The following is a 26,271-nucleotide window of genomic DNA, read 5'->3' as shown; positions in this document are numbered from 1 at the left end:
ACTTCCTGTTTACTATAAGCACATTTTTTTCAATATATCGATTAGTATCTGTCTCTTTTCGTTTTCGGAAATAGACTGTCCCATCTCATCAATAGCAGCTGTGATATCTTCATAAAGAAGATTAGCTCTAGAACTATATTCTACCTTATCAAAACTGCGCTCGATCTCCTTGCCATCTTCACCGACGAAAGTCATCTTAAATCTGCTTGCAGAGCTATTGCTGTAATCATGTTCCTCTGTATTATATCGCTCAATAGTCTCTTTGAAAGTTTGCAGACTATTCTGAAACTCAGCAGCAGTACTGTTATTCCAATCGTTAAGCTTCAATCCAGTCAAAGCTTTTCCTATTCGTTCGGCAAATGTTTTTTCATCGCTATTAACAGATTCTATAAGATTAAGTATTGAGTTTTCATTATTGTCAAAAAGATGTTGTATTGTAGTTTCATCTAATTTTTCATACCATTCATTTAATGTAGACTGTAATGAAGCCGTCTCATTATTTCCGAAAGTATTTTTTATTGTTGTTATCACATATTTAGTAAGATCTGCTTTTCCTTCATCAAAAATAGACTTAGTTTCCTTTATTTTCTTAGCGAGTTCTGAACTTATTTCTTTACCGAAAATAGCAGGCATTTCTACCAGTAAATAATCTCTTGAATTAATAATAGGTCTTTTCAATGACTTAGAAAATGCAAAAGCGATTTTTGGTATTTTTCTTCCATTAGAATAGTAGCTCTGCATATCTCTTGCACATTTAGGAAGCGTAAGGTACCATCTGTTTATTCCATTCAAGATAAATACAAAGCTGTTTGATGCCATTTCATTTTCTTCAACATGATCAGCAAATAGATTTTTTAATTGAGCAAGATATTGCGTTTTATTATCATCCCAATCTTCCATTTGTACAGAGTAAAGATATGGTTTATCGTTTATAGCATTTAGCAGATCAGCTGTAAGACGAATTTCTTCGCCATTCATTTTAAATATAAGGTCTCTTTTTACAGAATGGAGAACTATTCCTATAAAAATTGGAATAACACCTTTCTTTAATCCAATATTGTTTTCTGGTGCTGTAAGATCATAGTATAGTTCAGAAAACGTCTTTTCACCTGAAATTGTACTTGTAAAAAATTCTGATATAGTATTCAATACATATCTAAGATTAACATCTTCTGGTGCTAAATCCAGATAGTATTCAATATCGTTCTTTTTTAAGATGCCGGTTTGAAGCAAGGCACTTCTCATGAAAGAAACATCTTGTCCAGTACCTTTCAGACCAAGGTTTTCTTCAATTCTATCATTTTCAAGCAAAGCTGTTATTATCTTTGTCCTGCTATTTACCGCAACTCCTGATAATCTATCTTTGTTAAGTGATTCGTTGTTAATTATTGGAGTTCTGGTATATATTTCGTTACAAATTTGGGAAAGCAAAGAACTTAACTGTGATTTTCTGCTTATCGCCAATGCTTTTCCTTTATAATAATATGTGGCTCTATGCAATTCCGGAGATAAATAGGAATTAATAAAATCAGAAACAATATCACTATGATCATCTAAATAAAGCGTATATTCATCATACAGTATATGATCACCAACTGCTTCACTTCTAAGCTCACTGATTGCCAAGTATCTGATTATTATTTTGGTAACGGATATTTGAGCTGAAGGAATGATTGTAATATGTCTTTGATTCTCAGACAGATATTTTTGAACTTCGGAACTGAACTCATTAAATTCAATATTATCAGTTGGAAAAACAGCATATATTATGCCAGTGGTTTCACTCGGCACTTGTTCTTTAATATCTGCAATATATGTCTCTATATCAACAAATTTAACTTTAAAATATCGTGTTATACAGTTATCATCATTATATGCAGTAGGGTAATAATACCTTTCTCCAACGCATTCACTTATTATTTCTTGATTATTCTTGTTTCTTCTTATAGAAGCGATACGCTTTTCAATCTCATCATTAATGTTGATTCCGCTGGTTTCTTTAAGGCAAAGGAATCCATTACTGCTTTTTCTGTAAAGAATATACTGCTCTGAGATAAGCTCTTTTATACAATCGGTAACTTGCTTTGAATCGTAATCAATAGCAAATATCGTACATATAACATCAGTAGTGGGCGTTAAGCGCTCAAACTGCTGTATAAAGTGAATAACTGCTATTGTTTTTATAATTTTTGCTTCAAGTGTATCTGATTTAAAACTTCTTAATATCCTTGAAGACAACGAATACACCTTGTATATTTCAGATGTCGTAAGCTCTTTACGAAATTCATCTTCAAAATAGTCATAAAGATAATCAGGAGTTATAAACGGAACTTCTTTATCAGATCTATTAATAAACTGACTAAGTGTATTCTTCTGACTTGACGATAAGAAAGTAAACAAGGTACGTTCATTCTGAGCTACTCTTTCAGACAAGCGAGGAAGAATGAAAGTAGTAACAGGATGTAATGGATAACAGCCATCAATTACCAGTTCCTGCTTCCCCTTGATAAGAGAATTATCATCATATGCTTTGTATAAATCATCAAAAACAGCAGCGTTGTTCTCTCTGAATACGTTCCATCCTTTTTTATGCTTTATTGTATGTGAAATTATTTCATACATTTGAGAGAAATTGTTTGTAAGATTAATGTGCTCAAAGCGGCCCGATATACCTCTCCATCCATCAACTTTATCTTGTGAAAGATTCATATCTATATAGTTTGAAATGTCTTTATGACAAATCAGCATGAGATGAAGCTGCTGTGACGACTCACGGCAACACTTTTCAGCGAAATCCTGAAGCATTTTAGTTTCGCTTTCTGAAGCTGTAGTAATATTCGATTCAAGGTATTTGCCAAATTCATCATACACCACAAAGATACCGGCAAATCCTCTTTTTTTCAATTCAGCATTTACCTTATCATAAATATCTATGATACTGCTATCTACAAAAGGATTAAATACACTACCAGAGGTGAGCTGCGGATGCAGTGTTGTAAAAGTATTATAGGCTTCTGCGTCATTTTCAGATAACCTATTAATAAACACCTCTGCATTCATACCTATTTTTTCGGTGAAGCGTGTGTATGTTTCAGGATATTCATCTTTCCACATATTAATTGTTCTGATTGCCGAATCAAAATAGGTCTCTGGCATAATATCGTTAAAGTTATAAACATTCAATGCTCTCTGTAACGCACTAAGAAATGCCTGCGACATTTTGCCACTGTTGCCATTTATAATAACAGGAAGCAATCTTTTGTTTGATGAAAGATAGTTATCTATTTTTTTATGAAGCTCAGAATTGCACCTTTTAATTTTAGGAAGAAGTCTGCTAAACAAATTTTTATCAGCATTAAAAAGCAAACTCAAAGCAATGAGCACACAAAGAGACTTTCCTCTACCGTATGCTCCGGTGAGGATCTTGGCTTTAGAACTTGCTGTTTCCTTAACGGAATCGAATATATTGTCGATTATATCTAAACAAGCATTTGTTGGAATAAAGCCATCTATTTTCTTCTGATCATTAAAGTCGTATTCTATGTTAATAGAGGATTGAAATCCTTTAGAAACCCTAATATAATCACTTATCATTTCTGTTCACACCTGACTTAAATCTGATTTAATTTCTCATAGTACAGCTTTATGCAGTCTGTATAACTCATTTCAGTAGTTATCTCTACGACATCAAGACCCGCTGTACGAATAACCTTAACATATCCTGCTTTTTCAAGTCTGTACAGAATATTAATGATCCTTATCATATCAAGGTTAAAAGCCTTTCCAAGGCACTTATCATCTTTTATCAATGAAGCAATCTTCAGTTCTCTATTTCCATTAGAATTCTTTATTATTATAGCAAGAGAAATAAGATCAGGAAGAACCTCTTCTTTGATCATTACCTTTTTGTATATACGTTCGTTATTCTTGTTATACAGATATTCAATAAGTCCAAGTTCAGTAAGCGGACTTTCTATATTATCTTCTGGATCAATAACGGCTTTAATTTGCTTATGATTGTAAGTGTTGATTAAACATTTAAAGTCATCTGAGATGGAACGTTCACCCGGAATATTTCTTTCAGGGTTCATTCTTACATACTTCCTAATGCTTATCTGAAAGTCATCCTCCGAAAACTCAATACAATCAAAAGCATTATGAAAAACAAACCAAGATGTTGCAATTTCTTCATTACAAGCTAATTCATAATGAATGAGACATAAAGATCCTGATTCTTCAAAATAGGGGTCATTGTCATAGATAGTCTTCCCAAGTTCAGTCAACGTCTGTACTCTATGACCTGATAAAGGCTCACTTGCTATTCCGGTGGCTAACATCCAGTATCGAAGTGATTTTACCATGTTTGCACCAATTCCAAGAACATCCATAGGATTACCAGCATCCCCGAGGAATACTCCCGGGCATTTTTCGATATTCTTTATTCCTTTATTTAACCAACCTTTTCTTATTGAAAAAGTTTCATGACCTCTAAATTTCATAATATCTATCCCTTGTTTTCTTTAGTTTTAAGGTATTTATCCATTAAGCATCCGCCATCAAGATATTTAGCAGTAACACACATTTTGCACCGTTTACATTTTTCTTCATTTATATGATAACTTCCGCCTGTAATTGAAATAGCACCAAACCTACACAGCGATTCACATTTTAAGCATTTACGACACGCATTAAATTTCCTAACTTGATAACCGATCATTCTTTGAAGGTCATCATGCTTTGCTACATTCATGGTCTTGACTTTTACTGAATACTCATAATCTTCTTGATTAAATGGTTGAACAGAAATTATAGGCGTATTTGTTTTCATATCAAGAACAATTACTTCGTTCAATAGTTTCCTCCCTAACTCTTTTGATACTCTTCCGAACGGAGTTAGCATATTAAGGAATTCATCATCCATAGGTCTGACAAGTTTATATATTTTGGCATTATCTTCAGCGGTGCAATTGGTATATTTGATCTTAACATCTTCAGCAGCCTTAACGCCGTTACCGCCTTGTCGAGCTTTCCATTTTCCTGAATCAACGTAAACTTCTGCATCTGGTTTTCCAATCTTTTTAGCAAACTCAATTAGAAAACTTCTCCATTGAGCATACCGCTCTGGCATATAAATTGATGTTAAGAACTGAGCTCTATCATTATTATTAGGACAACACCAACACCCTACTCTATCATATCCGAGTCTATAAGCGTAGTTGAAGTCAATTTTCTCACTTAATATGTACAACCAAATTTCAACGTCTGACCAATAAAAAATAGGTGAAGCAACCTTCTGCTTTTGTATCTTAACAGATTCAGCATTATCCTCTACACGGTTATACTTACTTCTACTAACAGATTCACAACGACGTATGCCATAAAAAGTGAGTATGTTTTTATCTCTATAATAACGATTAAGAATTCTTGTTATCGGTCCAGTTTTAAACATCGAACAGCACCAACGCATCATTCTTGCAGGTGGACCAATATCTTCGCATACTTTCATGAAATCCTGTTCACGATTTAAAGCAATTCTGAAAATAGTTTTGGGATTATCTGCCCTAAATCTTTCAGCATAATCAAGTGTTGTCGGAAATTCAAGCGTTGTATTGCCGAAAATATGTACTAAACTCGGCTCACTAAGAGCTTTGACAGCAAGATCAGCTGTTACAGTTGAATCCTTACCGCCTGAAAAAGAAACAACTACGCTTTCAGTAGGGTAGTGAGAAGCTTCTTCACGAATGAATCTATGTGCTTCATCTATTATATAATAGTTTCTTTGAGCATTTGCTTTAGTAAAATTCGAAATAAAGCAGTCGAAATACTCATATGTGTTTAATTTTTTATATTTTTCTAGTTCAGAAATAATATACTCAGGATCATACTTTTTATAATACTTTGTAGTTATCACTTTAGATTTGCCGTTAAAATAATAGCGGTTATTATTTGCCCACACAGATTGATTGTGGTATTTCATTGGTTCATCCAATAATATTTCAACAAGAAGTCTTTCTTCTGGAAAAACAGGACGAATATCTGCTGAAAGATAGTTTATATCACTTTGACATAATGGGCATTTTTTTGTCTTACTATCGTTAACTTCCTTAATAATAGGTATGTTGCAATGGTCGCACCAAAACTCCTCGGTAGGGATTACGGGTTCTGTTTCATTTCCACACAATTCACACTTTGCCCCATTTGTTTCGTGATTACAGTTTCTACACCACATAATATCCCTCCCTTTTAAAGCCAAATAGATTACTATATATCATAAGTTAATATCAATTATAATTACTAAAACGAAACAACGTAAACTACAACGGGAATTAGTCTACTTGCACATAGTTACACCTTTTATAATATCACATTTTTGACAAAAAATCAAGAGATTTGCATGATTTCAGTTATATTTTTGTGTGCAGTTGTCAATGATCTTGGACACTCTCCCTCAAAAAAATAAGATGTTAGTCAAATAATTGCAAATTTCCCTCTTGGAGGAGCCGTAGGCGACGGAGAGAGGGAAATTTGCGGCTCACCACATTACAGACAGGTGATTTTCAAGCATTTCGTTCGGCGACTTGAACTTCAGGCAGACCTTTGGTATACTGTTCGAGCGCTTATTGTATGCAGCAATCTGTTTTCAGCCGTCCTCCAAGCTGTACATACGCAGCTTGCTGTAAAACCGTTTGCCGTCCTCACGGTGCTGCCTCTCCACCTTGCCGTTGCGCCTCGGTGTTGTCACCCTTATGCGGTGGTAGATGATGTCATTGCTCTCTAAAATCGCCTCAAACAGCGTCTTATGCTGATTATCCTTCGTCAGAAGCGCCGCCGTGAATTCCGTTCCATTGTCGGTCTGTATCTCCCTGATCGGGAACGGGAATGCTTTCAGCAGCTTCTTGATGAAGTCCTCCGAGCTGAAGGTGTTATGCTCGTCGTACATCTCCCTGAAACAGAACCTTGTACACTCGTCGACCGCCGTATATTGGTAGTATTTCACCCCATTGTCCACGCATTCGGACGGTACATATTTCACATCGACCTGCACCTTCTGACCGGGATACCACGCCCTTGCATAAGGCTTGGGCTTGCGGGCTGTGCGCTTTTTGAGCTCAGGGTTCACCCACTTCTTTATCACCCTCAGCATACTGCCGTAGCTGCGTGCATAGCCGTATTTGCGCAGACTATCCCAAAGCACTATCATATCATTCTTGTAGTACGAATAGCGGCGCAGAATCATCTCTTTTTCAGCTTGTGTATGCTCTTTTGGGTGATGATGAGGTCTGTGGCTTCGCTCCGTCAGACTTTTCCACGTTCCATCATACCTCGCCGCCCAATTATACACCGATTGACGGCAGACTTTAAAACGTATCGAAGCTTCTGTAGCTCCGTGTTTGTAAAAATATTTCACTACCCGTTGACGAAACCGTGCTTCTTGTGCTATACTATTCATGGAACAACTCTCTTTTCATGATATTTTTGTTTTTGTTAGCACTTAACATTATATCATATTGAGAGTTGTTTTTCTATTTTGGGTGTCTATGATCTATTATAACATAACACAGGTAAAAACGCATTTTACATAAAACGCCCATATTTCACCCCACAAAAAAAGCTCTCACAGCCGAAACTGTGAGAGCCTTATTATTAACTATTCTATCGGCTCAGACATACACGTTTACACGGATGTCACGCCAATTATGGAATTCACGCTTCTCGGACTTAGCTTTGAAGTACTTCTCCGCATCGCCCTGAAACAGCGTATGATCACCGATTTTCAGATAGTCGTGAATTACTTGTTTTCTTTGATTGCAGCCTGAGCAGCAGCCAGTCTTGCGATCGGCACTCTGAAAGGCGAGCAAGAAACGTAATCCAGACCGATCTTGTGGCAGAACTCTACAGATGTAGGATCGCCGCCATGCTCACCGCAGATACCGCAGTGGAGATTAGGATTAACAGGCTTGCCCAGCTTGATAGCCATTTCCATCAGCTTGCCAACGCCGACCTGATCCAGCTTTGCGAAAGGATCGTTCTCGAAGATCTTCTTGTCGTAGTAAGCGCCCAGGAACTTGCCTGCGTCATCTCTGGAGAAGCCGTAGGTCATCTGAGTCAGGTCGTTAGTACCGAAGCAGAAGAAGTCAGCGTTTGCAGCGATTTCATCAGCAGTCAGAGCAGCTCTTGGGATCTCGATCATAGTACCAACTTCATACTTCAGATCGGAACCAGCCTCAGCGATAACAGCGTCAGCAGTTTCAACTACGACCTTCTTAACGAACTTCAGCTCCTTAACGTCGCCAACCAGAGGGATCATTATCTCAGGCTTAACGTTCCAGTCAGCGTGCTTCTTCTGAACGTTGATAGCAGCCTTGATAACAGCAGCAGTCTGCATCTTAGCGATCTCAGGATAAGTTACAGCCAGACGGCAGCCACGGTGACCCATCATTGGGTTGAACTCGTGCAGACCAGCGATCAGAGCCTTGATGTCCTCAACGGACTTGCCCTGAGCGTCAGCCAGTGCCTTGATATCAGCTTCCTCAGTAGGAACGAACTCGTGGAGAGGAGGATCCAGGAATCTGATAGTAACAGGGCAGCCTTCCAGAGCCTCATACAGAGCCTCGAAGTCAGCCTGCTGCATAGGCTCGATCTTAGCCAGAGCAGCTTCTCTCTCTTCAACGGTGTCAGCGCAGATCATCTCTCTGAATGCAGCTATTCTGTCAGCCTCGAAGAACATGTGCTCGGTACGGCACAGACCGATACCTTCAGCGCCCAGCTCTCTAGCCTTCTTAGCGTCAGCAGGAGTATCAGCGTTAGTTCTTACCTTCAGAGTTCTGTACTTGTCAGCCCAAGCCATGATCCTGCCGAATTCGCCTGCGATCTGAGCGTCAACGGTAGGAATGATACCATCATAGATGTTACCTGTAGTACCGTCGATGGAGATGTAGTCGCCTTCAACGAAGGTCTTGCCGCCCAGCTCGAACTTCTTGTTAGCTTCGTCCATCTTGATGTCGCCGCAGCCTGATACGCAGCACTCGCCCATACCTCTTGCAACAACGGCAGCGTGAGAGGTCATACCGCCGCGAACAGTCAGGATACCCTGAGCAGCCTTCATGCCGGTGATGTCCTCAGGAGAAGTTTCCAGTCTTACCAGAACTACCTTCTCACCCTTTTCAGCCCACTCAACAGCGTCGTCAGCAGTGAATACGATCTTACCGCAAGCAGCTCCGGGAGAAGCGCCCAGACCCTTGCCAACAGGCTCAGCAGCCTTCAGTGCCTTAGCGTCGAACTGAGGGTGCAGCAGAGTGTCGAGGTTTCTTGGATCGATCATTGCAACTGCTTCCTGCTCGGTCTTCATGCCCTCATCAACGAGGTCACAAGCGATCTTCAGAGCAGCCTGAGCAGTTCTCTTACCATTTCTGGTCTGCAGCATGTAGAGCTTCTTGTTCTCAACGGTGAACTCCATATCCTGCATGTCGTGATAGTGGTTCTCCAGAGTCTGGCAAACTTCCTTGAACTGTGCAAAAGCCTCAGGGAAGGTCTCAGCCATCTGCTGGATAGGCATAGGAGTACGAACGCCTGCAACAACGTCCTCGCCCTGTGCATTGGTCAGGAACTCGCCCATCAGCTTCTTCTCGCCTGTAGCGGGATCTCTTGTGAAGGCAACGCCTGTACCGCAGTCATCACCCATGTTACCGAATGCCATAGACTGTACGTTAACAGCAGTACCCCAGCTGAAAGGAATATCGTTGTCACGTCTGTAAACGTTAGCTCTGGGGTTGTCCCAAGAACGGAATACAGCCTTGATAGCGCCCATCAGCTGCTCCTTAGGATCGTCAGGGAAGTCAACGCCGATCTTAGCCTTGTATTCAGCCTTGAACTGACCAGCCAGCACCTTCAGGTCTTCAGCAGTCAGCTCAACGTCCTGAGTTACGCCCTTTTCTTCCTTCATCTTGTCGATCAGCTCTTCAAAATACTTCTTGCCGACCTCCATAACAACGTCAGAATACATCTGAATAAATCTTCTGTAGCAGTCCCAAGCCCATCTGGGGTTGTTGGACTTCTCAGCGATGGTGTTAACAACAGTTTCGTTCAGACCCAGATTGAGGATAGTATCCATCATACCTGGCATCGAAGCTCTTGCGCCCGAACGAACGGAAACGAGCAGAGGATTTTCCTTGTCACCGAACTTCTTGCCGGTGATACCCTCCATCTTAACGATATACTCATTGATCTCCTTCTGGATCTCCTCAGAGATACCGCCGTCCTCATAATACTGTGTGCAAGCCTCAGTAGTGATAGTGAAGCCCTGGGGAACAGGAAGACCAATGTTGGTCATCTCAGCCAGGTTAGCGCCCTTACCGCCGAGCAGCTCTCTCATGTTGGCATTACCCTCAGAGAAGAGATAGCAATACTTTGTTGCCATAGGTTATCTACCTCCATAAATTATTTTGAATTCCCGTCTTATTGCACAGCCTTGCGCCGACAATCACGGTCGTAAATATATTATAACAGATTTCACCCAAAATTACCATACTTTATGCCTAATTTACACCGAAAAATATTCTACAATATTTACATGACAATTCTATGCACTTTTCACAAAACAGTCCTATTAATGGACTTTTAGGACAAGTTTTTTGATTTTCGACAAGTTGACATGGGTGGTGTACAGTTTTGGGAGGGCGTTGGCTTGCACATAAAAATGAGTTTTCTGCACAAAAAAAGCGTGAACGAAAGTTTCGTCCACGCACGATCATTTGAGAATTGCTCGCTGAAACGGCATTCTATAGTTCATGTCAATAATTATGAATTATGAATTAAATCCCCTGCCAGTGTGCGCATATCAAGCGCTGTCTTGCTGTCGCCCGATGCTTCTTTGCCTTTGGCGGCGGCTTCAAGACGTTTTGACTGCCGAAGAAGATATTCTCTGCCGTCATCGGTATCAGCTGTCACCATACCGCAGTAAAGGTATCTCAGGTCACAGGGATAAGGCGGTCTTTCGCCCGTATAATGTGCCTGCATAACAGAGTAGACAAAACGACCGCTTTGGCAGGCGCGTTCTTCGGTCACAAGGAAGTTGTTGTCATACAGCCAGCGGCGCAGGGTGTCCCATTTGGTCATGGGCTGTAACACAAGGTTTATGGGAGGTTCGGCGCTTTTCAGCCAGCCGCATTTTTCCAGTATGGCTGAGATGAGTTCGCCGCCCATGCCCGCTATCACGATGTCGGTCAGCCCCTCGCGCGGGACTTTATCCAGCCCGTCCGAAAGTATGGCTGTGACTTTGTTTTCCAGGTGGTTCTCAGCGATATGCGCTTTGGCGCTTTCAAGCGGCAGGGGAGCGGTATCGCAGGCAAGAGCGCTGTCGCACAGACCCTCAGCCGCCATATAGCATGGCAGATAGCCGTGATCGGTGCCTATATCGGCAATGCGTCTGCCTTTGCACAGCGCGGCACATGTCAGCAGTCTTTTATCCATAGATGTCCTCTCCGCCGTTTTTGTTCAGGCTGACCTGCGGCTTGTTTTCGGTATTCTGCTGGCTATCAGCCTGCGGGTATACGTTCTGCATGGGGTACTGCTGTTCGGGCGGGACAGGCGCATAAGCTGTAAACTGCGGCTGACCATACTGCGCATGTCCGTAATTCGGCTGAGCATATGGTGCCTGTCCGTAAGCAGGCTGACCGTATGGTGCCTGTCCGTAAGCGGGCTGACCATATGGCATTTGCCCGTAAGCGGGCTGACCATATGGCATAACGCCGTAGCCGTATATCGGCATGGGACCTTTTACCGCCTCGACCCTGTTTCTGATAGCCATGACTATCTGCGGAGCGTTGGTGATATGGTTGAATGTCAGCATGGTGTTGGGCAGATAAAGTTCAACTGTGTCGCCGTTTATACTTCTGAGCATGTTCGGCTTTACCCTGATGTTCATTACGGCTTCGTAGGGAAGTTCGGTGGGTACGGGCGGGTCTTTGCGCTTTGCTGGTTTAGCACCGTATATGATGCAGTTTCCCTCAGATACCAGTATAGTATTACGCGCTTTATTTTTAAAGTCTATCTGCACTGCAAACCCTGCAATGGTTGGGAATGATGCCACGAACAGGAAAAATATCACCTCAGCTATACCGTCCAGATAGACGATAGCCATTATGATCGGTATAAGGAAGACCGCTGCTATCATCCACATCGCAACTGCGCCGCCTGAAATTTTCGGGTTTGACTCGCCTATGACCGTACTGTTCGGCGTATTCTGCATACCCTGCATGTTCGGGATGTTTTCGTTATTGTTCAATGCTGTCCCTCCATATCTTTTATGAATTTCCTGTACAGCCGTTCTATCTTTACGGCTATCACCAGCGGCGGATAGCCGCCCGCTATGGTGAAGTGCGAGTGCGCCTGATATTTCGGGTGTCTGTCATCGAACCTTGCTTTCAGCTGTTCGCGGGTGGAACTTGCCGCTATGGGGCGGTGAGGGTCGTCCTTTATCCTGTCGTAGCAGGTGTCAAAATCGGTGTCGATGAACACCACCATGCCCGCATTTTTTGCAGTTTCGCCGTTCAGGTCGGAAAGCAGAGCGCCGCCGCCTGTCGCCACGATGCCGCCTATATCCCTGAAAGCCGCCAGCGCCTGCGTTTCCTTTTCACGGAAGTACGGCTCGCCTTTTTGCTCAAATATTACGGGTATGGACATTCCCTCCTGTTCCTCTATGTAGTCATCGAGGTCTATGCACTGACATTTCAGCCTTTTTGCGGCTATCCTGCCGACTGTGCTTTTACCGCAGCCCATAAAGCCGCACAAAAAAATCGGTATCATAATATCTCCTGCCTTATTCCCAGAGTTTGTCGCCCTTGCCTGAAAGGTATGCTGTCAGCTCGGTCGCCATTTCGTACTGTTCGCTGAGTCTTGGGTGACCCGGCGTAGCCCTGCCGCTTCGCTTGAACATGAAGTGGCTGACCCTCTCATCATCGAGTTCATTCGCTATCTCGTCTATCGCTTTATCCCATTCGGGGTCATGGTTTAGGACTGTCAGCGTCAGCACGAAGTCTGCGCGGGGGTACTTTGCCATAAGGTCTTTTATGATGTCCTTGTAACGCTCTTTCCAGCGTGTGCGGAAAGCGGGGTCGTTTATATCGGGGTCGCCGTCAGCTTCGTTGTGCTGGTCGTTCTGTCCCACCGCGAAGATGACCACATCGGGTATGTACGCCGAGAAGTCCCAGTCGGTATAGCCCTTTTCGCCATCGGGGAAATAAAACAGCTTGTTATAGGCAGTTTCCATGCCGATGAAGTTCGGGGCATGATACCAGCCTGTATTATCGAATATGGCTATACCTCCCTGTGCGGTATCGTTCAGCTGTGCGCCCAGATTTCTTGCGGTTATGGCGGCATAGCTGTGCCATGCGTTGTCGTATATGCCCTCAGTGTTTTCGGGGTCGCTGCTGCCCACACAGTCCATAGCTTCCACCACAGCGCCCGCCGACACCGAGTCACCGAAGCACTCTATCTTACGTGTCGGGAGTTTCGGCGCGTCAAGCACCTCACCGCCCTCGTCAATGACAAAGCCGAAGAATTTGAAGTAATGTGAAGCGTCCTGACGCTTGAAGAGTATTATCTCATGTTCGCCCTCTTCCAGACCCTCAGCCAGCGGGACGATATACTCTTTCTCCCATTCATCGGCAGTGCCGAAGTCAGCCCTGCCCTCTTTGCCGTCTATCAGGCAGCCCAGCGACATCTTGTTGAAAAAGCGCTTGTTGAACAAAGCCGCGCTGACAGAAGTTCCCGTAAAGCGCATGCGCACATTTGAACCCGCCCACACGAACGCGGGTGCAGTCTTGTCCGAAAAGTCTATCCTGCCCATGTATGACATCTTGTCATCGGCAGTTATCAGTTTTTTGCCTGCGGGTATTTTTATATCCATTATCATATCCTCCGTTTTATAGAACCTTTGTGCCGCAATACTGCGGATATTCATATTATATAATGTACAGTACCATTCTGTCAAGGGCTTTTTTTGACCGAATGGAAAATTATACAATATGGTTATCCCGCTGATACACCACAAAAAACAGCGATCTATAGCAATCCGCCTTAAAATTCAGACAAAATCCAGTCACAAAATCCATAGATCCCAGCTTTTGCGACTGGATTTTGTGAATTTAAAAAGTTGGATTGCTATAGCAGAACTTAAAGTGGTTGGCGGATATCTTTCTGTTTACCGCATTTTCAGCCGGTGTGCTAAAGGGATAGTCATATATTATAATTATACAAAAAGGCTGACACCCGCGCGGGCATCAGCCTGTGGATATACTTATTTCTTGCAGGATATGATGATATCGCAGATGATATCCACCTGTTCTGCGGTGAGGTCTGCATAGAGGGGCAGTGTCAGCACTCTCTTGCTGATATCCAGCGCCACAGGAGTTTCAGCGGGGTCGTACTTGCCCGCGAAGCACTCAAATGTGTTGGTAAGCGGGTAGAAATACTTTCTCGCGAAAATGTTGTGACCTGCCAGTTCGTCAAAGACTTCATCGCGGTCACAGCCGAACTTTTCAGCGTCAAATACAGCGGGCAGATAGGCGTAATTTGGCTTGACATCCTTGCCCACTTTGTTGAGTCTTATGCCATCGATGTTATCAAGTCTTTCGTGATATCGCTCTACCACTGCCCTGCGCTTTGCTATCTCTTCATCTACGTGGCGCAGGTTGCAAAGCCCCATAGCCGCGCAGAATTCGTTCATCTTTGCATTCGCGCCCACCGACTCAACTATTTCGGGACCGTGTATGCCGAAGTTTTTCAGGTCGTATATCTTGTCACCGAAAGCCTTATCCTTAAAGCACACCGCGCCGCCCTCGATGGTGTTGAACACCTTTGTGGCATGGAAGCTGAAACAGGAAACATCACCGAAAGAGCCTATTCCCTGACCCTTGTAGCTTTCACCGAAAGTGTGCGCCGCATCGTATATGACCTTAAGACCGTACTTGTCGGCTATGCGCTGTATCTCTTCGATATTGCACACGTTGCCGTAAACATGCACAGGCACTATGGCGGAAGTCTTGTCGGTTATCAGCGACTCCAGCTTGGTCACATCTATGGTGAAGTCATCGGGGTTGATATCGCAGAAAACAGGTGTCAGCCCGTTCCTGACGATGGCGTGTGTGGTGGAAGCGAATGTGAAAGGCGTGGTTATCACTTCACCTGTCAGCCCAAGCGCCTGCATGGTAAGTTCCAGCGCCATGTGACCGTTTGTCAGCAGGTCTATCATCTCAACACCCAGATAACTTTTCAGTTCCTCCTGAAATTTCTTGTGCTTGGGACCCATGTTGGTCAGCCAGCGGGTGTCCCAGATGTCCTTTATCTCTTCGCAGTATTCCTCATAAGCGGGCATCGATGAACGTGTCACCAGTATCTTGCCTGTCACGAATTTATCTATCATGCCCGTATAATTCTTGTCATTTGAGTTCATTTGCATCGTATCTCCCTATCAGCATATTGTTACCGTCTTTATCAAGGACTTTTACTGTGCTGTAAATCTTGTCTATCGTGCGGATAAGTTCCTGCTTGTTATCCGAGCAAAGATAAATACGCCCGAACACCTGCGAATAATCCGCAAGCCGTGTACAAACAGTACCCTCGCGCATTTTTTGCGAAACATAGATAACGCATTCTTCGCGGCTTATCTCGTCCAGTCCGCTGATGCTTGCGATAGTGCCTTTTGTGGCAAGCAGGGTGACCGTTACACCGTGTTTTGCAAAGCGGGGGTCGTCTTTTTCATCGATAAGACGGTCGTCACCCATCGTCCCTGTCAGCGCGTGGCGTATCATCATCTGCACAACGTTCATGCCGTTGATAAAGTCTGAGTAATGGAAGGAAAGCGAACCTTCAAGCCTGAAACCGAGATCAACACAGACAAAACTGCCGTTTTTCATCTTGCCCTGCATCAGCGCGTAGCCGTTTTTCATGCCCAGTGAACTGAACAGTTCCCTGAACTGTCTGTCCTGCTTTTCCATAAAGCCGTCAAGATATTTGGAGGGGTAGACATTTCCGACAGCCTGTTTTATCATACCGCCGCCGAAGCCGAAATCTACCATGATCCTGTCAAGCGAATTTGAAAGTGTTGCTGTGCCGTTGTGTATGGTATAGAAAAAGACAGGTTCGTATCTCGGATCATCACCATCGAGAAATTCCTCGATGATCGCCCTGCCGCTTACGGAACTATTGCAGGCGGCTTCGTATGCCCTGTTCAGTTCATCGCGGTCTTTGCAGACGGATACACCTCTGCTTCCCGCATTGTCAACAGGCTTGACTATCACGGGGAAAACAATATTTTCATCGTTGATGCTGTATGCGGCAGTTGCAGGTATGCCTGCATTCACACATGCCTCGCGGAATTTATCCTTACTGAATATCACTTCCAGATCGGCATCTTCGGTGTAGCAGTAAAAGCCCATTCTTTTGCAGAGCGCCGTCAGGCACTCGACACGCCGTTCGCTGTAGCCTGCCAGACAGCCGTCCACATTTCTGTCCCTGCATATCTTTTCCAGCGCATCAATGTCAGACCAGCTTATGTCGTAGGCTTCATCAGCCACATACTTTGCAGGTGCCAGTGACCAGTCGGTGTGGTTATCTGTGACTATGGTGTACACGCCCAGCTTTTTAGCTTCGTTTATTATCTCTATCTCGACATTAGTCGCGCCGAGTATCAGCAGTCTTTTACCTTTAAGTTCCATCACAGGACTCCTTCCTTTTCCAGTTTCGCGATGATGATATCCATGTCTTCACTGTCATATCTCTGGTCGATGGGCAGTGGGACGATATTTTTCGCATAATCGTATTCAAGGCTGTTTTCGTCACAGCTTTCAAATACATCGCCCCAGAGGGTGGGCACGAATATCTTAGCCGCACACAGCGCCTTTTTGACCTCAGCGCCGTTTTCAAGGTACAGCGGGTACATGAAAGCCCCCTCAGGCACCGTCAGCGCCAATTTGTTTATGCCGCCCAGCCTGTCATGCAGGTATCTGAAATTCTCCGTTCTGCGGGCGATGATACGCTCATATTCAAAAGACCTCAGCAGGTCTTCTGTCAGCTTTGACATCTGCTTTATCGGTTCATCGGCAAAGAACTTGTTGTTGTCGGCAGACTCCTTATAAAACTCGCCTGCACTTCTTTCAAATCTGCCGAGAATGTAGTGGATACGCTCGAAAGTTTCATCGGCAGTCAGTTCACGTTCAAGCCTTTTGTCGGTGTAAAGGAACGAACCGTCAGGCACGCCGAAGTATTTGCGGCAGGTGTAAAGTGTCGGCACATCTGCCGATGCGGGGCGCTGAAAGTAACTCTGCGAATTATCGGTGATGACCCGACCGAATTTGCGCTTGTATGCCGCTATCTCGTCATTTGTCAGCTGACCGTAGTAGTTTACGATATACAGCCATTCATCAGCCCCGGGCGCATCTTCAATGACAGGTCTGAAAGCCTCATCGATGCGGTAAAAACCGACCTTTACGCCGTATTTTGCACACAGATTTTTCACCGAACTGCAAAGAAAATACGGGAGCCTTATCTGCTTTATGCCGCAGGCTTCAATAAGGTATGCAAGACAATTCCTGCCGCAGTTGAGTTTTACCGCGCCCTCGTGGTACAGCGTGCCGTAATAGCTTTCAAATTCGATATATCCGCCTATCTCTTTCATTTAATCCAGAACCACCTTAATATACTCGTTCATACGGTCCATCTTGTCATACATCTCTTTTTCGCTGTCAAACCTGAGGAAGATTATGCCCAGCGCTTTAGCGGCGTTGTCGAAGCGTTCTACGGTGTCGCCGTCATTTTTATACAGTGCTTTGCGGAAAATATTTCCCTCTATCTCCTCAGCGAACTCAATGCCCCTGTAGATGCCGTCCCTGTCGGAATGCAGTACATAGTGGGCGCAGTACGGTATGACTATTTCGGGCTTGACATCCAGCTTTTCGCCCATAGCCGCCAGCACTGACATCTCAACTATATCAACGCCGAAGATGGCGCTCAGCTGTATTGGTATCATGTTGCCGCCCGCGCGGGGACCGATATCTATCAGGTAGACTCTGCCATCGTTATCCAGCATCAGTTCCACATTGACACAGCCGCTTACAAGCCCCAGCTTTGTGACCATGTTTTGCAGTGTGTCCTTAGCTTTCTGCATCTCTTCATCGGTGAGTTTTGCGGGGAAGACTTCTCCGCCGGGTACAAGGGGATTTGGAGAATGTCCGCGAAAACAGTTCATAAGACCCCAGATGATGACTTTGCCGTCATTTATAAAGATATCGCCGCCGATGTTGGTGCTGTATTTGTTGACTATGAACTTTTCGGCTATTATCTTCTTTGCGCGTGAGAAAGAGAATGCGAATTTTACCGCGTCTTCGTAGCCTGCGCTGTCTTTGAGTATCGTAACACCCTTACTGCCCGAAGAGTCAACAGGCTTCATAATTATGGGGTAGTCGAAGTTCTCCTTGTCAGCGAGGGCATCAGCCTCACAGGTATAGCTTTTTGCATCCGGACAGTCAAAGCCGTTTTCTGCCAGAAAAGCCCTGAATTTATCCTTGTTGCACAGTATATCCACCGCACTGTAGGGATTTGTGGGCAGACCCAGCTTTTGGGCAACATAAGCCGCCGTAGGTGCGGCGGGATCGGAGGCGTAGGCTATGACCCCATCGATATTTTCAGCTTTTGCGACTTCAAGCACTGCCTCTTTGTCAGTGGTGCTCACAAGGTAGAACTTGTCGCAGACATACTGTCCGGGATTATCGGTGAGGTAATCGCACACCACCGTGTAATAGCCCAGACGCTTTGCCGTTTCTATTGCAACTATCTGCTGTGCCGAACCGCCCAGCATCAGAATTTTTTTCAATCTCATCTGCCTCTTTTCAGAACCTTTTTTCCCATGTTAAGGATATATTCAAAGCATTCCAGCTTGAAATATTTTGCCAGACCCGCATATACCGCCACTCCCAGCGGGAGCTGTATCAGCAGTGTCAGCACATCGCTCAGTTTAAGGAAGTTTATCGAATACACTGCTGCGCCCATTATCACTGCTATGCCCAGCGACGGCAGTATATCCGCCATCTGCTCTTTATAGCCGTAGCCCAGCAGTTTTTTGTTTGGCGATGCGTTCACGAAGCATGACAGCAGTGTGGTAACACACTGACCCAGCACTATCGCCAGCGGTGTTTTGAAGAAAAATACTGTGATGACCAGTGATCCCAATCCGTAAGCCTTTTTGATGACTTCCAGTTTTAAGAACATGTCACTTCTGCCCTGCGCATTGAGCGCCTGCAAATTGGCTGTATGTATAGGCCAGAATGCGTACACGAAGCAGTAAGCCTGCAAAAAAGGCACACAGGGCATCCACTTATCGGTCAGTACGAGGTGCACCATCGGCGGTGCTATAACTGCCAGTCCCATACATAATGGGAATATCAGGAAGGAACTGGTTACTATCGAACGCCGCATCATGCTCTTGACCTTTTCGTTGTCGCCGTTGTGCTTTGAGAGCGCAGGAAGCATGACACTCTGTATCGAGCCGTTCACATTGCTTATTATGATATCGGGGAAACGTTTGCCTTGATTGTAGTAAGCGAGTTTTTCAGGCTTATATTTCTTGCCTATCACAAGACCCTGCATCTCACGGAAGATAACATCTATCAGTGCAGATATCATCAACTTCCAGCCGAATCCGAACAGCATTTTCACCCTGTTCCATTCAAACACCCGCTTCGGACGCCACTTGACTATCAGCAGCAGCAGTATACATATCGCCACACGGCTGGTAAGCTGCTGACCTACCAGCGCCCATGCGCCCATGCCTTTCAGTGCCATAACTATGCCCACTGTACCTGAGATGAGAACTGCGCCGATGGTGCAGAACATCAGTTCCTTGAAGCGCATCTCCCTTGCGACTTTGGCATTCTGTATCGAGTTGAAAGCACCGGGTATCAGCACCAGCGCCAGCACCCTCAGCAAAGGTTCAAGTCTGGGCATCTCATAAAATGCTGCTATGAATGGTGCTGTTAAAAACAGAACTATATAAAGTACCACTGATATGAGAAGGCTCACATAAAAAATTGATGAATAATCGTTCTCGGTCACATCTTTGCGCTGGATAAGGGCTGTATTAAGACCGCTTTGCACGAACACCTGCGATATGCTGATGAATATGGTCAGCAGTCCCAGCATACCATATTCTTTAGTCGGGATGATACGCGCCAGCACCAGCTGCACCACGAAAGCTATGCCCTGATATCCTGCACGTTCAAGGAACTTGAACGCCAGTGACTTTATAACTACCGAATTTTCGGTCTGTGAACTTGGTTTCAAGAAAGCATTTCTCCTTTTTATGCCTTTTGCGGCAAGGGCTGAAAGCACAGTTTTCGGGGGCAGGAGCGTATCTGTCCTGCCCCGATCACCTGTTACAGCCAACTGTTAAAATCTGAACTGGAAGTGGTTTGATGCCGATGAACCGTATATCATTATCATTACATACCAGTGTGTCATCATAAAGCCCACCATAACTGCACCCGCGCCAAACTTTTCCTGCCAGTTGCGCAGTTTGAAAGTGCGGTACAGCATCGGCACCAGAAGTATCTGGAAAAAGTCACAGTACACCGAGATACGTGCGCCGTAAACGGTCTTGAACATCAGCAGCATGTAGGTGTAGAAAGCTGCGCCTATCAACGCTATCGTCTTGACATTCGGGTCAGCTTCGGAACTTTTATCGACATTCCTGAGCGCTATGATAGGAACTATCACGAACAGTATACGGAATACCCAGTCATAGAAAACGTGGAAGTTGAAACCGTGAAGTCTGAGGTAAACTGCCTGTGTAACATCGAAAACCGCATTGATGTTACGTGTGTACTTCTCGGGCAGCAGCGAATGTTCAAGCATGAACGTACTTATGCTCTTCAGGTTGAGTATGATGACAAGGAACAGCAGTATGATGACTACATTTGAAATCTGCGAGCGTCTTCTCTCAGGGATGAGCACAGGCGTTGCATACCTTTGGGGACGTCCCCTGCCGTTTCTTGTTTTCATGACCATCGGAGCGCGGGGCGGCTGCATCTGTCTTGCGTTGCGCGGCATGGGCATGTTTCTTCGCCTTGACATAACACCTCTCGGCGGGCGAAGTCTTCTCGAACGGGGAACGAATGAAGCATTCCTGACAGGCGGTCTGCCTGCGGCTGCGGGCGGCTGCTGTTTGCCTGCCATATCGGGCTGCTTGCCTATCATGTCGGGCGATGGCATGACCATCACAGACATATGCTTCTCCTTTCGGTTGATGAACATTGCCATCAGCACGAACAGCAGTCCTATAAAAGCCGAGTTGTGGAATGTCGTAGACAGCAGGAAGACAAGTATTGCCTTTATCCACCTGTGTTCTTTTATAAAACAGTAGCACAGCATCACCCATGCACATGAAACGCTCTGCTTCATTATGTTGAATGAACTGTTGTAGAACAGGAACATATACGTACAGATAGGCAGCCACATCGGGTAATCCTTGCGGAACTTATATGCCGCTATGTACACGGGCAGTATTACCATAAACTGTGACACGAACAGGAAGTAACCTGTATCGTGGAAATACCGCGAGGTGATATATGCCATGAACGAATAGCCCAGCGGTTCGGTGGTGTATTCTTTCATGTAGGCGAAATTATCAGACTTTTCCGCCAGTTCAAAGGTACGCACTGCATATTCGAGAACATCTTTGCCGACGGTATCAGCACGCACACCTGCCAGCAGCGACGGTATCAGTATCGCCACCGCCGAAAACAGGAACGCGATCAGTTTTTTGTTATATTTGAATTTGTTTTCTGCAAGATTTGTAAAGAAGCATGTAAGCAGAAAGACCAATAGATATAAGGCTGTGCTTTCCCCAATACTCATTAAAACTCTCCTAATTGTCTTTATATGTCAACCGCGCGGGCGCTGGACCTTGCGGTATTATAATTACGTATGTTCCCCGATATACGAGCGGGGATAGTCATATCAAGTTTACCCTTTTTGTCGGCTCATTTCAAGAGCGCGGCTTATCTTTTTTGTTTTGCGGCTGTGCTTTCAGCGCATATGTGAGCTTGTCAGCCGATCTTGCTTTGCTGCCGCCTTTTAACTGCAAGCGGCGGCGCAGGCAGCACGCCTGTTATTTTTTCCCTTTAAGTTTCATGATAAAGGGCAGTTTGTCCTTTACCTCATATTTGAGTTTTTCATACGGTATCAATTCTTTGTATACACCTGTGGCTTTCATAGCCTTAAGGTCACCGAGATGCTGGTGATATATCAGTTCTTTGCGCTTTATCTGGTGTTCTATCTCACTGTGGAATTTACCGTTTGTATATTCATCGAACTCTCTCAGCAGGCTTGCATGCTTGTCGAGAAAATTCTTTTTCAGCTTTTCGGGCGAAGTCCTTATCGAACCTGATGCCGAGTGTGGATTGTTCGTCCTGTAAGCGCTCATTATCTCATTCATGTAGTGGGCTGTGCCGTCATAAGTGGTCACCAGCCTTACCAGCAGGTCAAGCGTGGTGGAAAAATCCAAAAGCTGACGCAGGTTCTCGGTCCTGCCGACAGTGGAAGCGGTCGGCGTGAAGTCAAGCCTTATCAGGTCCTCAACAGTGAGGTCTGCACCCTCAGGCTTTTCCAGCGCACTCAGCAGTTTTTTGTCGTTCCACATCTTGCGCGGGTAGAAATTTTTTATAAAATTGTCGTCGGTATCAACGACCTTTGCGTTGTGAAAACAGAGGTTGCATTCGGGGTGCGCTTCAAGAAAATCCACCTGTTTCTGTAATTTTCTGTCATCGCACCAGTAGTCATCGCCCTCACATATAGCGAAGTACTTTGACTTAAGGGCGGGTATCACATACCTCTGTACTATATTTATCCCCTGACTGTACTGGTTTTTCTCCTGATACAGCACCTCTATCTTATCGGGGTATTTCTCTTCCATCTCCTGCACCACAGCCTTTGAACCGTCAGTCGAGCAGTCTTCATGGACGAACACTTTGTACTCAAAGTCTGTTTTCTGGGTGCATATGCTGTCAAGGCACTGACGGAGCCATTTTTCGTGGTTAAAGCTGAGCACGCCAACTGTCACTAAGGCAGCCATTTGTTTTCTCCCCTCGTTTATAAGTTTATGCGGTCATCAAAGTCTGTAACCGTCCAGCACGCCTTTGAACATGCTTTTCAGTTTATGGAACTTGTCATTCTCATAAAGCACAGTCTGCACCATGCGCTTGATGACCCTCACATCGGCTTTGATACCCAGTCTGTACTTGCGCTTAAGGTAGATGCTGTTGCGCACCCAGTAGTATTTTCTCAAAGGCGAGTGATTGAAGATTATTATATCCTTGCCGAAAAACCTCTTTGTGACGCTCCTGCCCACTTCGTGCAGGAAGCCTGTGTAATTCAGCCTTATTATCTTGTATCCGCCGCGTACCAGTGCATAGCAGATGTCGTAGTCCACCATGTCGATGAACAGTTTCTCATCAAAACCGCCCACCGCTTTTATACAGCGCACGTTGTTGAATGCGCCCGAAGTTATGCAGAAATCCACTTTCTCATACGGTTTTGTCAGCCCGAAATCCACCTTCACACTGCGGTCTTCGTATTTTGAAGTTATTATCGCCACATTGTCCTTAGCGCGGCTTGCAAAGCTGTCATACCGTTCAATGATATCAGCCTTGCATACAGTGTCCTGATCCAGTGTCAGCACCCATTCTGCGCCCAGTTCATCGGCTTTGTCGATTATCTGCGCCAGCGCCTTTGCGATGCCGAGATTATCGTCATTACGTATATAAGTTATATTCTGATACTTTGCTCTCAGTTCATTTATCTCATCAATGTTTTTTGAGCCGTTGTCAACGAGTATCAGTTCGCCCACCTGCGGGCTTATGGCTGAAATATTCTCCTCCAGCCTGTTGATATCGGGGTTGTAGAGCACTATCCCTGCGGCGTGAGCCATAAAACTAACCACCCTGTTTATTTTCTGTATTCAGCGAGGAATATGTCATAGAAAGCCTCGCGCTTCTTTATCAGCTTTTCTCTGCTGAATTCCTTAGATTTATTGAAATTACGCTTTGCAAGCCTTTTCAGATCGACTTTCATCATGCGTTCGACCGCTTTGACTACCTCTTCGTCACTGCCCTTTCTGAAAAGGCAGACTTTCGGTATAAGTTCGGGTATGCCCGCGATGCTTGTGCCGATGACGGGACAACCTCTGCTCATCGCCTCTATGACAGCGCGGGGCAGACCCTCCTGCTTGCTGGGCTGTACGTAGATATCCAGCGAGTCATAGAATTCAGGCATCTTGTCAGCCGAAAGATTGCCCACGAACTTTACTCTGTCAAGCACGCCCTGTTCTTTAGCAAGGTCACGCAGGAAGTAGTCGGGCTGAGCGCCGTTGAATCCGCCCGCCAGACGGTATTCCACATCATATCCCTTATCTGTCAGCGCCTTTATCGACCTTATCACATGTTCCTGACCCTTATAGCGGGTATCGAGAGCCGCCGCAGTGCCCAGCACCAGCTTTTTGCGGGCATCAAAGCCATCCAGCCTGGCAAGGCGCTTTTCAAGCGTTTCGCTCTTCGGCGCATTTATAACAACGTTTGAACAGCTTACCGTAACGCCCTTAGTGGGATAACGGTGCTGTAAGAATTTGCCTGTAACATAGTACACATACTTAGCCTGTGAGATGATACTGCGGGTCTTGAAATACATATACGGCGCTACAGCCTTGCCCAGCAGACCGTGATTCCAGTAGCTGTCCCACGAACAGCCCACGCTTTCGACGATGTATGGTTTATGGTATTTTCTTATGTATTTTACAGCCAGCTGTGCTATGGAACTCTGTGTCCTCAGCACGAAATAGTCGTTCTCGCGCACGCATTTTTCGACTATCTTTTCAGCCTTCGGCTTGTTTACCAGTATAGTTTTCGGGCTTTTGAAGTTCGGCACGCTTATCACCTTTATCTGCGGCGGAACAGGCGTAAAACTCTTGCCCTCGACGGGTTTAGTTCTTATCAGGAAGGTTATCTCGTCCGCCAGATAGGAATATCTCTCATAAAGTTCATGATATGCGAACTCATAGTAATTGCCCTCTTTGTCATAGAACAGCGGACCGTCGTGGATAAAAACCAGTTTCATTAAAAGTTAGCTCCTTTATTCTGAAAGTTCCCTGCGCCAGAAGTCAAGGTTTCTCTCAAACGAGAAATCCTCCTCCCATTTTTCAGCCGATGCCTTGCTGAATCTCTCCCATCTTTCGCGGTCAGAGGACAGCTTCATCACTGCATCTGCCCAGCAGTCGGTGCTTTCGGTGTCATCTACCAGATAACCTGTTTCGCCGTCAGCCACCACATTTTCGTTATAGCCTATTGCAGATGCTATGGAAGGCAGACCCGCAGACATATACTGTACCAGCTTGAAGCCGCCCTTGCCCATTGAACGTTTGATGTTCAGAAGCGGCATTATGCCGATGTGTGCTTTAAGCATCTCATCGCGGACGATATCCCTCGCCCAGCGGATATTCCTTATTTTCAGATGTTTCGCATCGTATTTCAGCGGCAGGTTGCATATCACGGTCAGTATGACGGTCTTGCCCGTCTTTGCCCTGACTTCCTCAGCCGCCTTATCGAGAGCGCCAACCACGTTGTTCATGTGTTTCAGCCCCGAAGATGCCCCCACCCAGAGGATATTTATCTTCTTGTCATAAGTTTTTGCACGCTGGCTGTTCCTGCCTGTTTCTTCATCAACGATAAGGTCACCGTCGGTAGTAGGAAGCATCGTGACTTTGTTGCGGCACTTTTTGTTCAGCATATTTTTCAGATAATCGCTCGTGACTATTATCTCACTGCTGTACTTCTGCAAAAGCCTTGCCTCAGCCTTTGTTATCTCGTTTATGCCGAAGATATCGTCATCGAAATCCCATATGACCTTTGAATTTTTCAGCACCCGCTCATACATGAAACTCAGCGGAAAGAAGCAGACTTTCGGCACAGCCGCGCGTGATATCACGACAGTGTCGGGCTTAGATGCCATATCAGCCGCAAAGTTTGCCAGATTTCTGAAAAATATCATAAGGTGATATCTTATCTTGTTTATAAGAGTGGGCGCATCGGTATAGCTTCGGTACATCTTATCGGTCACGGTGAACCTGTTGGTTATCTTAGCGTCCTTTATCTTTTCGGTATACTGCAATATCCTGTAATAGCTTGCCGCGTGGGTGAAGCCTCGTGTATACACCGATACCTTTTTCATGTG

19 protein-coding genes are annotated in these 26,271 nt (G+C 44.9%); all 19 read right to left on the bottom strand.

The genetic code is table 11. The annotated features are described in order from the left end of the window. Positions 1-12: 12 nt before the first annotated feature. Positions 13-3,594 carry a hypothetical protein gene (locus CUS_RS15485; RefSeq protein ID WP_002852550.1) on the bottom strand — a complete coding sequence of 1,194 codons (3,582 nt, stop codon included), beginning with the start codon at positions 3,592-3,594 and terminating at the stop codon, positions 13-15. A gap of 17 nt (positions 3,595-3,611) precedes the next feature. Beyond that, positions 3,612-4,499, bottom strand: a complete 888-nt coding sequence (locus CUS_RS15480) for a DUF4007 family protein (RefSeq protein ID WP_002852558.1) — start codon at positions 4,497-4,499, stop codon at positions 3,612-3,614. A gap of 5 nt (positions 4,500-4,504) precedes the next feature. Continuing rightward, positions 4,505-6,229, bottom strand: coding sequence for a phosphoadenosine phosphosulfate reductase family protein (locus CUS_RS15475; protein ID WP_002852427.1), 1,725 nt, complete (start codon positions 6,227-6,229; stop codon positions 4,505-4,507). Positions 6,230-6,640: 411 nt separating this feature from the next. Beyond that, positions 6,641-7,450 carry a DDE-type integrase/transposase/recombinase gene (locus tag CUS_RS15470; protein WP_002852511.1) on the bottom strand — a complete coding sequence of 270 codons (810 nt, stop codon included), beginning with the start codon at positions 7,448-7,450 and terminating at the stop codon, positions 6,641-6,643. Between the two features lie 339 nt (positions 7,451-7,789). Then, complete coding sequence (gene ppdK / locus CUS_RS15465) at positions 7,790-10,417, bottom strand: pyruvate, phosphate dikinase (RefSeq protein ID WP_002852422.1); 2,628 nt, start codon at positions 10,415-10,417, stop codon at positions 7,790-7,792. 380 nt (positions 10,418-10,797) lie between these two features. After that, complete coding sequence (locus CUS_RS15460) at positions 10,798-11,469, bottom strand: class I SAM-dependent methyltransferase (protein ID WP_002852482.1); 672 nt, start codon at positions 11,467-11,469, stop codon at positions 10,798-10,800. Further along, positions 11,462-12,283, bottom strand: coding sequence for a hypothetical protein (locus CUS_RS15455; RefSeq protein ID WP_002852545.1), 822 nt, complete (start codon positions 12,281-12,283; stop codon positions 11,462-11,464). The genes CUS_RS15460 and CUS_RS15455 overlap by 8 nt, the downstream gene beginning before the upstream one ends. Continuing rightward, positions 12,280-12,804, bottom strand: a complete 525-nt coding sequence (locus tag CUS_RS15450; protein WP_002852575.1) for a shikimate kinase — start codon at positions 12,802-12,804, stop codon at positions 12,280-12,282. Before CUS_RS15450 ends, CUS_RS15455 begins: the two co-directional genes overlap by 4 nt. Positions 12,805-12,817: 13 nt before the next feature. Then, entirely contained in the window at positions 12,818-13,906 is a 1,089-nt protein-coding gene (locus CUS_RS15445) for an electron transporter RnfD (protein ID WP_037277701.1), read from the bottom strand. Between the two features lie 390 nt (positions 13,907-14,296). Beyond that, positions 14,297-15,451 carry a DegT/DnrJ/EryC1/StrS family aminotransferase gene (locus tag CUS_RS15440; RefSeq protein ID WP_002852477.1) on the bottom strand — a complete coding sequence of 385 codons (1,155 nt, stop codon included), beginning with the start codon at positions 15,449-15,451 and terminating at the stop codon, positions 14,297-14,299. Continuing rightward, positions 15,438-16,715 (bottom strand): ATP-grasp domain-containing protein, encoded by a 1,278-nt coding sequence (locus tag CUS_RS15435; protein ID WP_002852420.1) that lies wholly within the window; start codon positions 16,713-16,715, stop codon positions 15,438-15,440. Before CUS_RS15435 ends, CUS_RS15440 begins: the two co-directional genes overlap by 14 nt. Further along, positions 16,715-17,674 carry a hypothetical protein gene (locus CUS_RS15430; RefSeq protein WP_002852547.1) on the bottom strand — a complete coding sequence of 320 codons (960 nt, stop codon included), beginning with the start codon at positions 17,672-17,674 and terminating at the stop codon, positions 16,715-16,717. The genes CUS_RS15435 and CUS_RS15430 overlap by 1 nt, the downstream gene beginning before the upstream one ends. Beyond that, positions 17,675-18,874, bottom strand: a complete 1,200-nt coding sequence (locus tag CUS_RS15425; RefSeq protein WP_002852519.1) for an ATP-grasp domain-containing protein — start codon at positions 18,872-18,874, stop codon at positions 17,675-17,677. Then, complete coding sequence (locus CUS_RS15420) at positions 18,871-20,334, bottom strand: lipopolysaccharide biosynthesis protein (protein ID WP_037277695.1); 1,464 nt, start codon at positions 20,332-20,334, stop codon at positions 18,871-18,873. The genes CUS_RS15425 and CUS_RS15420 overlap by 4 nt, the downstream gene beginning before the upstream one ends. A gap of 105 nt (positions 20,335-20,439) precedes the next feature. Next, the gene (locus tag CUS_RS19925) at positions 20,440-21,906 is read right to left on the bottom strand and encodes an EpsG family protein (RefSeq protein ID WP_002852569.1); all 1,467 of its coding nucleotides are present in this window, start codon (positions 21,904-21,906) and stop codon (positions 20,440-20,442) included. Positions 21,907-22,159: 253 nt separating this feature from the next. Next, positions 22,160-23,122, bottom strand: a complete 963-nt coding sequence (locus CUS_RS15410; protein WP_002852487.1) for a glycosyltransferase — start codon at positions 23,120-23,122, stop codon at positions 22,160-22,162. Positions 23,123-23,158: 36 nt separating this feature from the next. Beyond that, on the bottom strand, positions 23,159-23,977 hold the full coding sequence (locus CUS_RS15405; RefSeq protein ID WP_002852532.1) for a glycosyltransferase family 2 protein: 819 nt from the start codon (positions 23,975-23,977) through the stop codon (positions 23,159-23,161). A 17-nt stretch (positions 23,978-23,994) separates the two neighbouring features. Then, the gene (locus tag CUS_RS15400; protein WP_002852455.1) at positions 23,995-25,158 is read right to left on the bottom strand and encodes a glycosyltransferase family 4 protein; all 1,164 of its coding nucleotides are present in this window, start codon (positions 25,156-25,158) and stop codon (positions 23,995-23,997) included. A gap of 15 nt (positions 25,159-25,173) precedes the next feature. Further along, entirely contained in the window at positions 25,174-26,268 is a 1,095-nt protein-coding gene (locus CUS_RS15395; protein WP_002852424.1) for a glycosyltransferase, read from the bottom strand. Positions 26,269-26,271: the final 3 nt, after the last annotated feature.

This window comes from Hominimerdicola alba 8 (assembly GCF_000178155.2).
GTDB classification, from domain to species: domain Bacteria; phylum Bacillota; class Clostridia; order Oscillospirales; family Ruminococcaceae; genus Hominimerdicola; species Hominimerdicola alba_C.
This window is presented reverse-complemented; position numbering and strand designations above follow the sequence as displayed.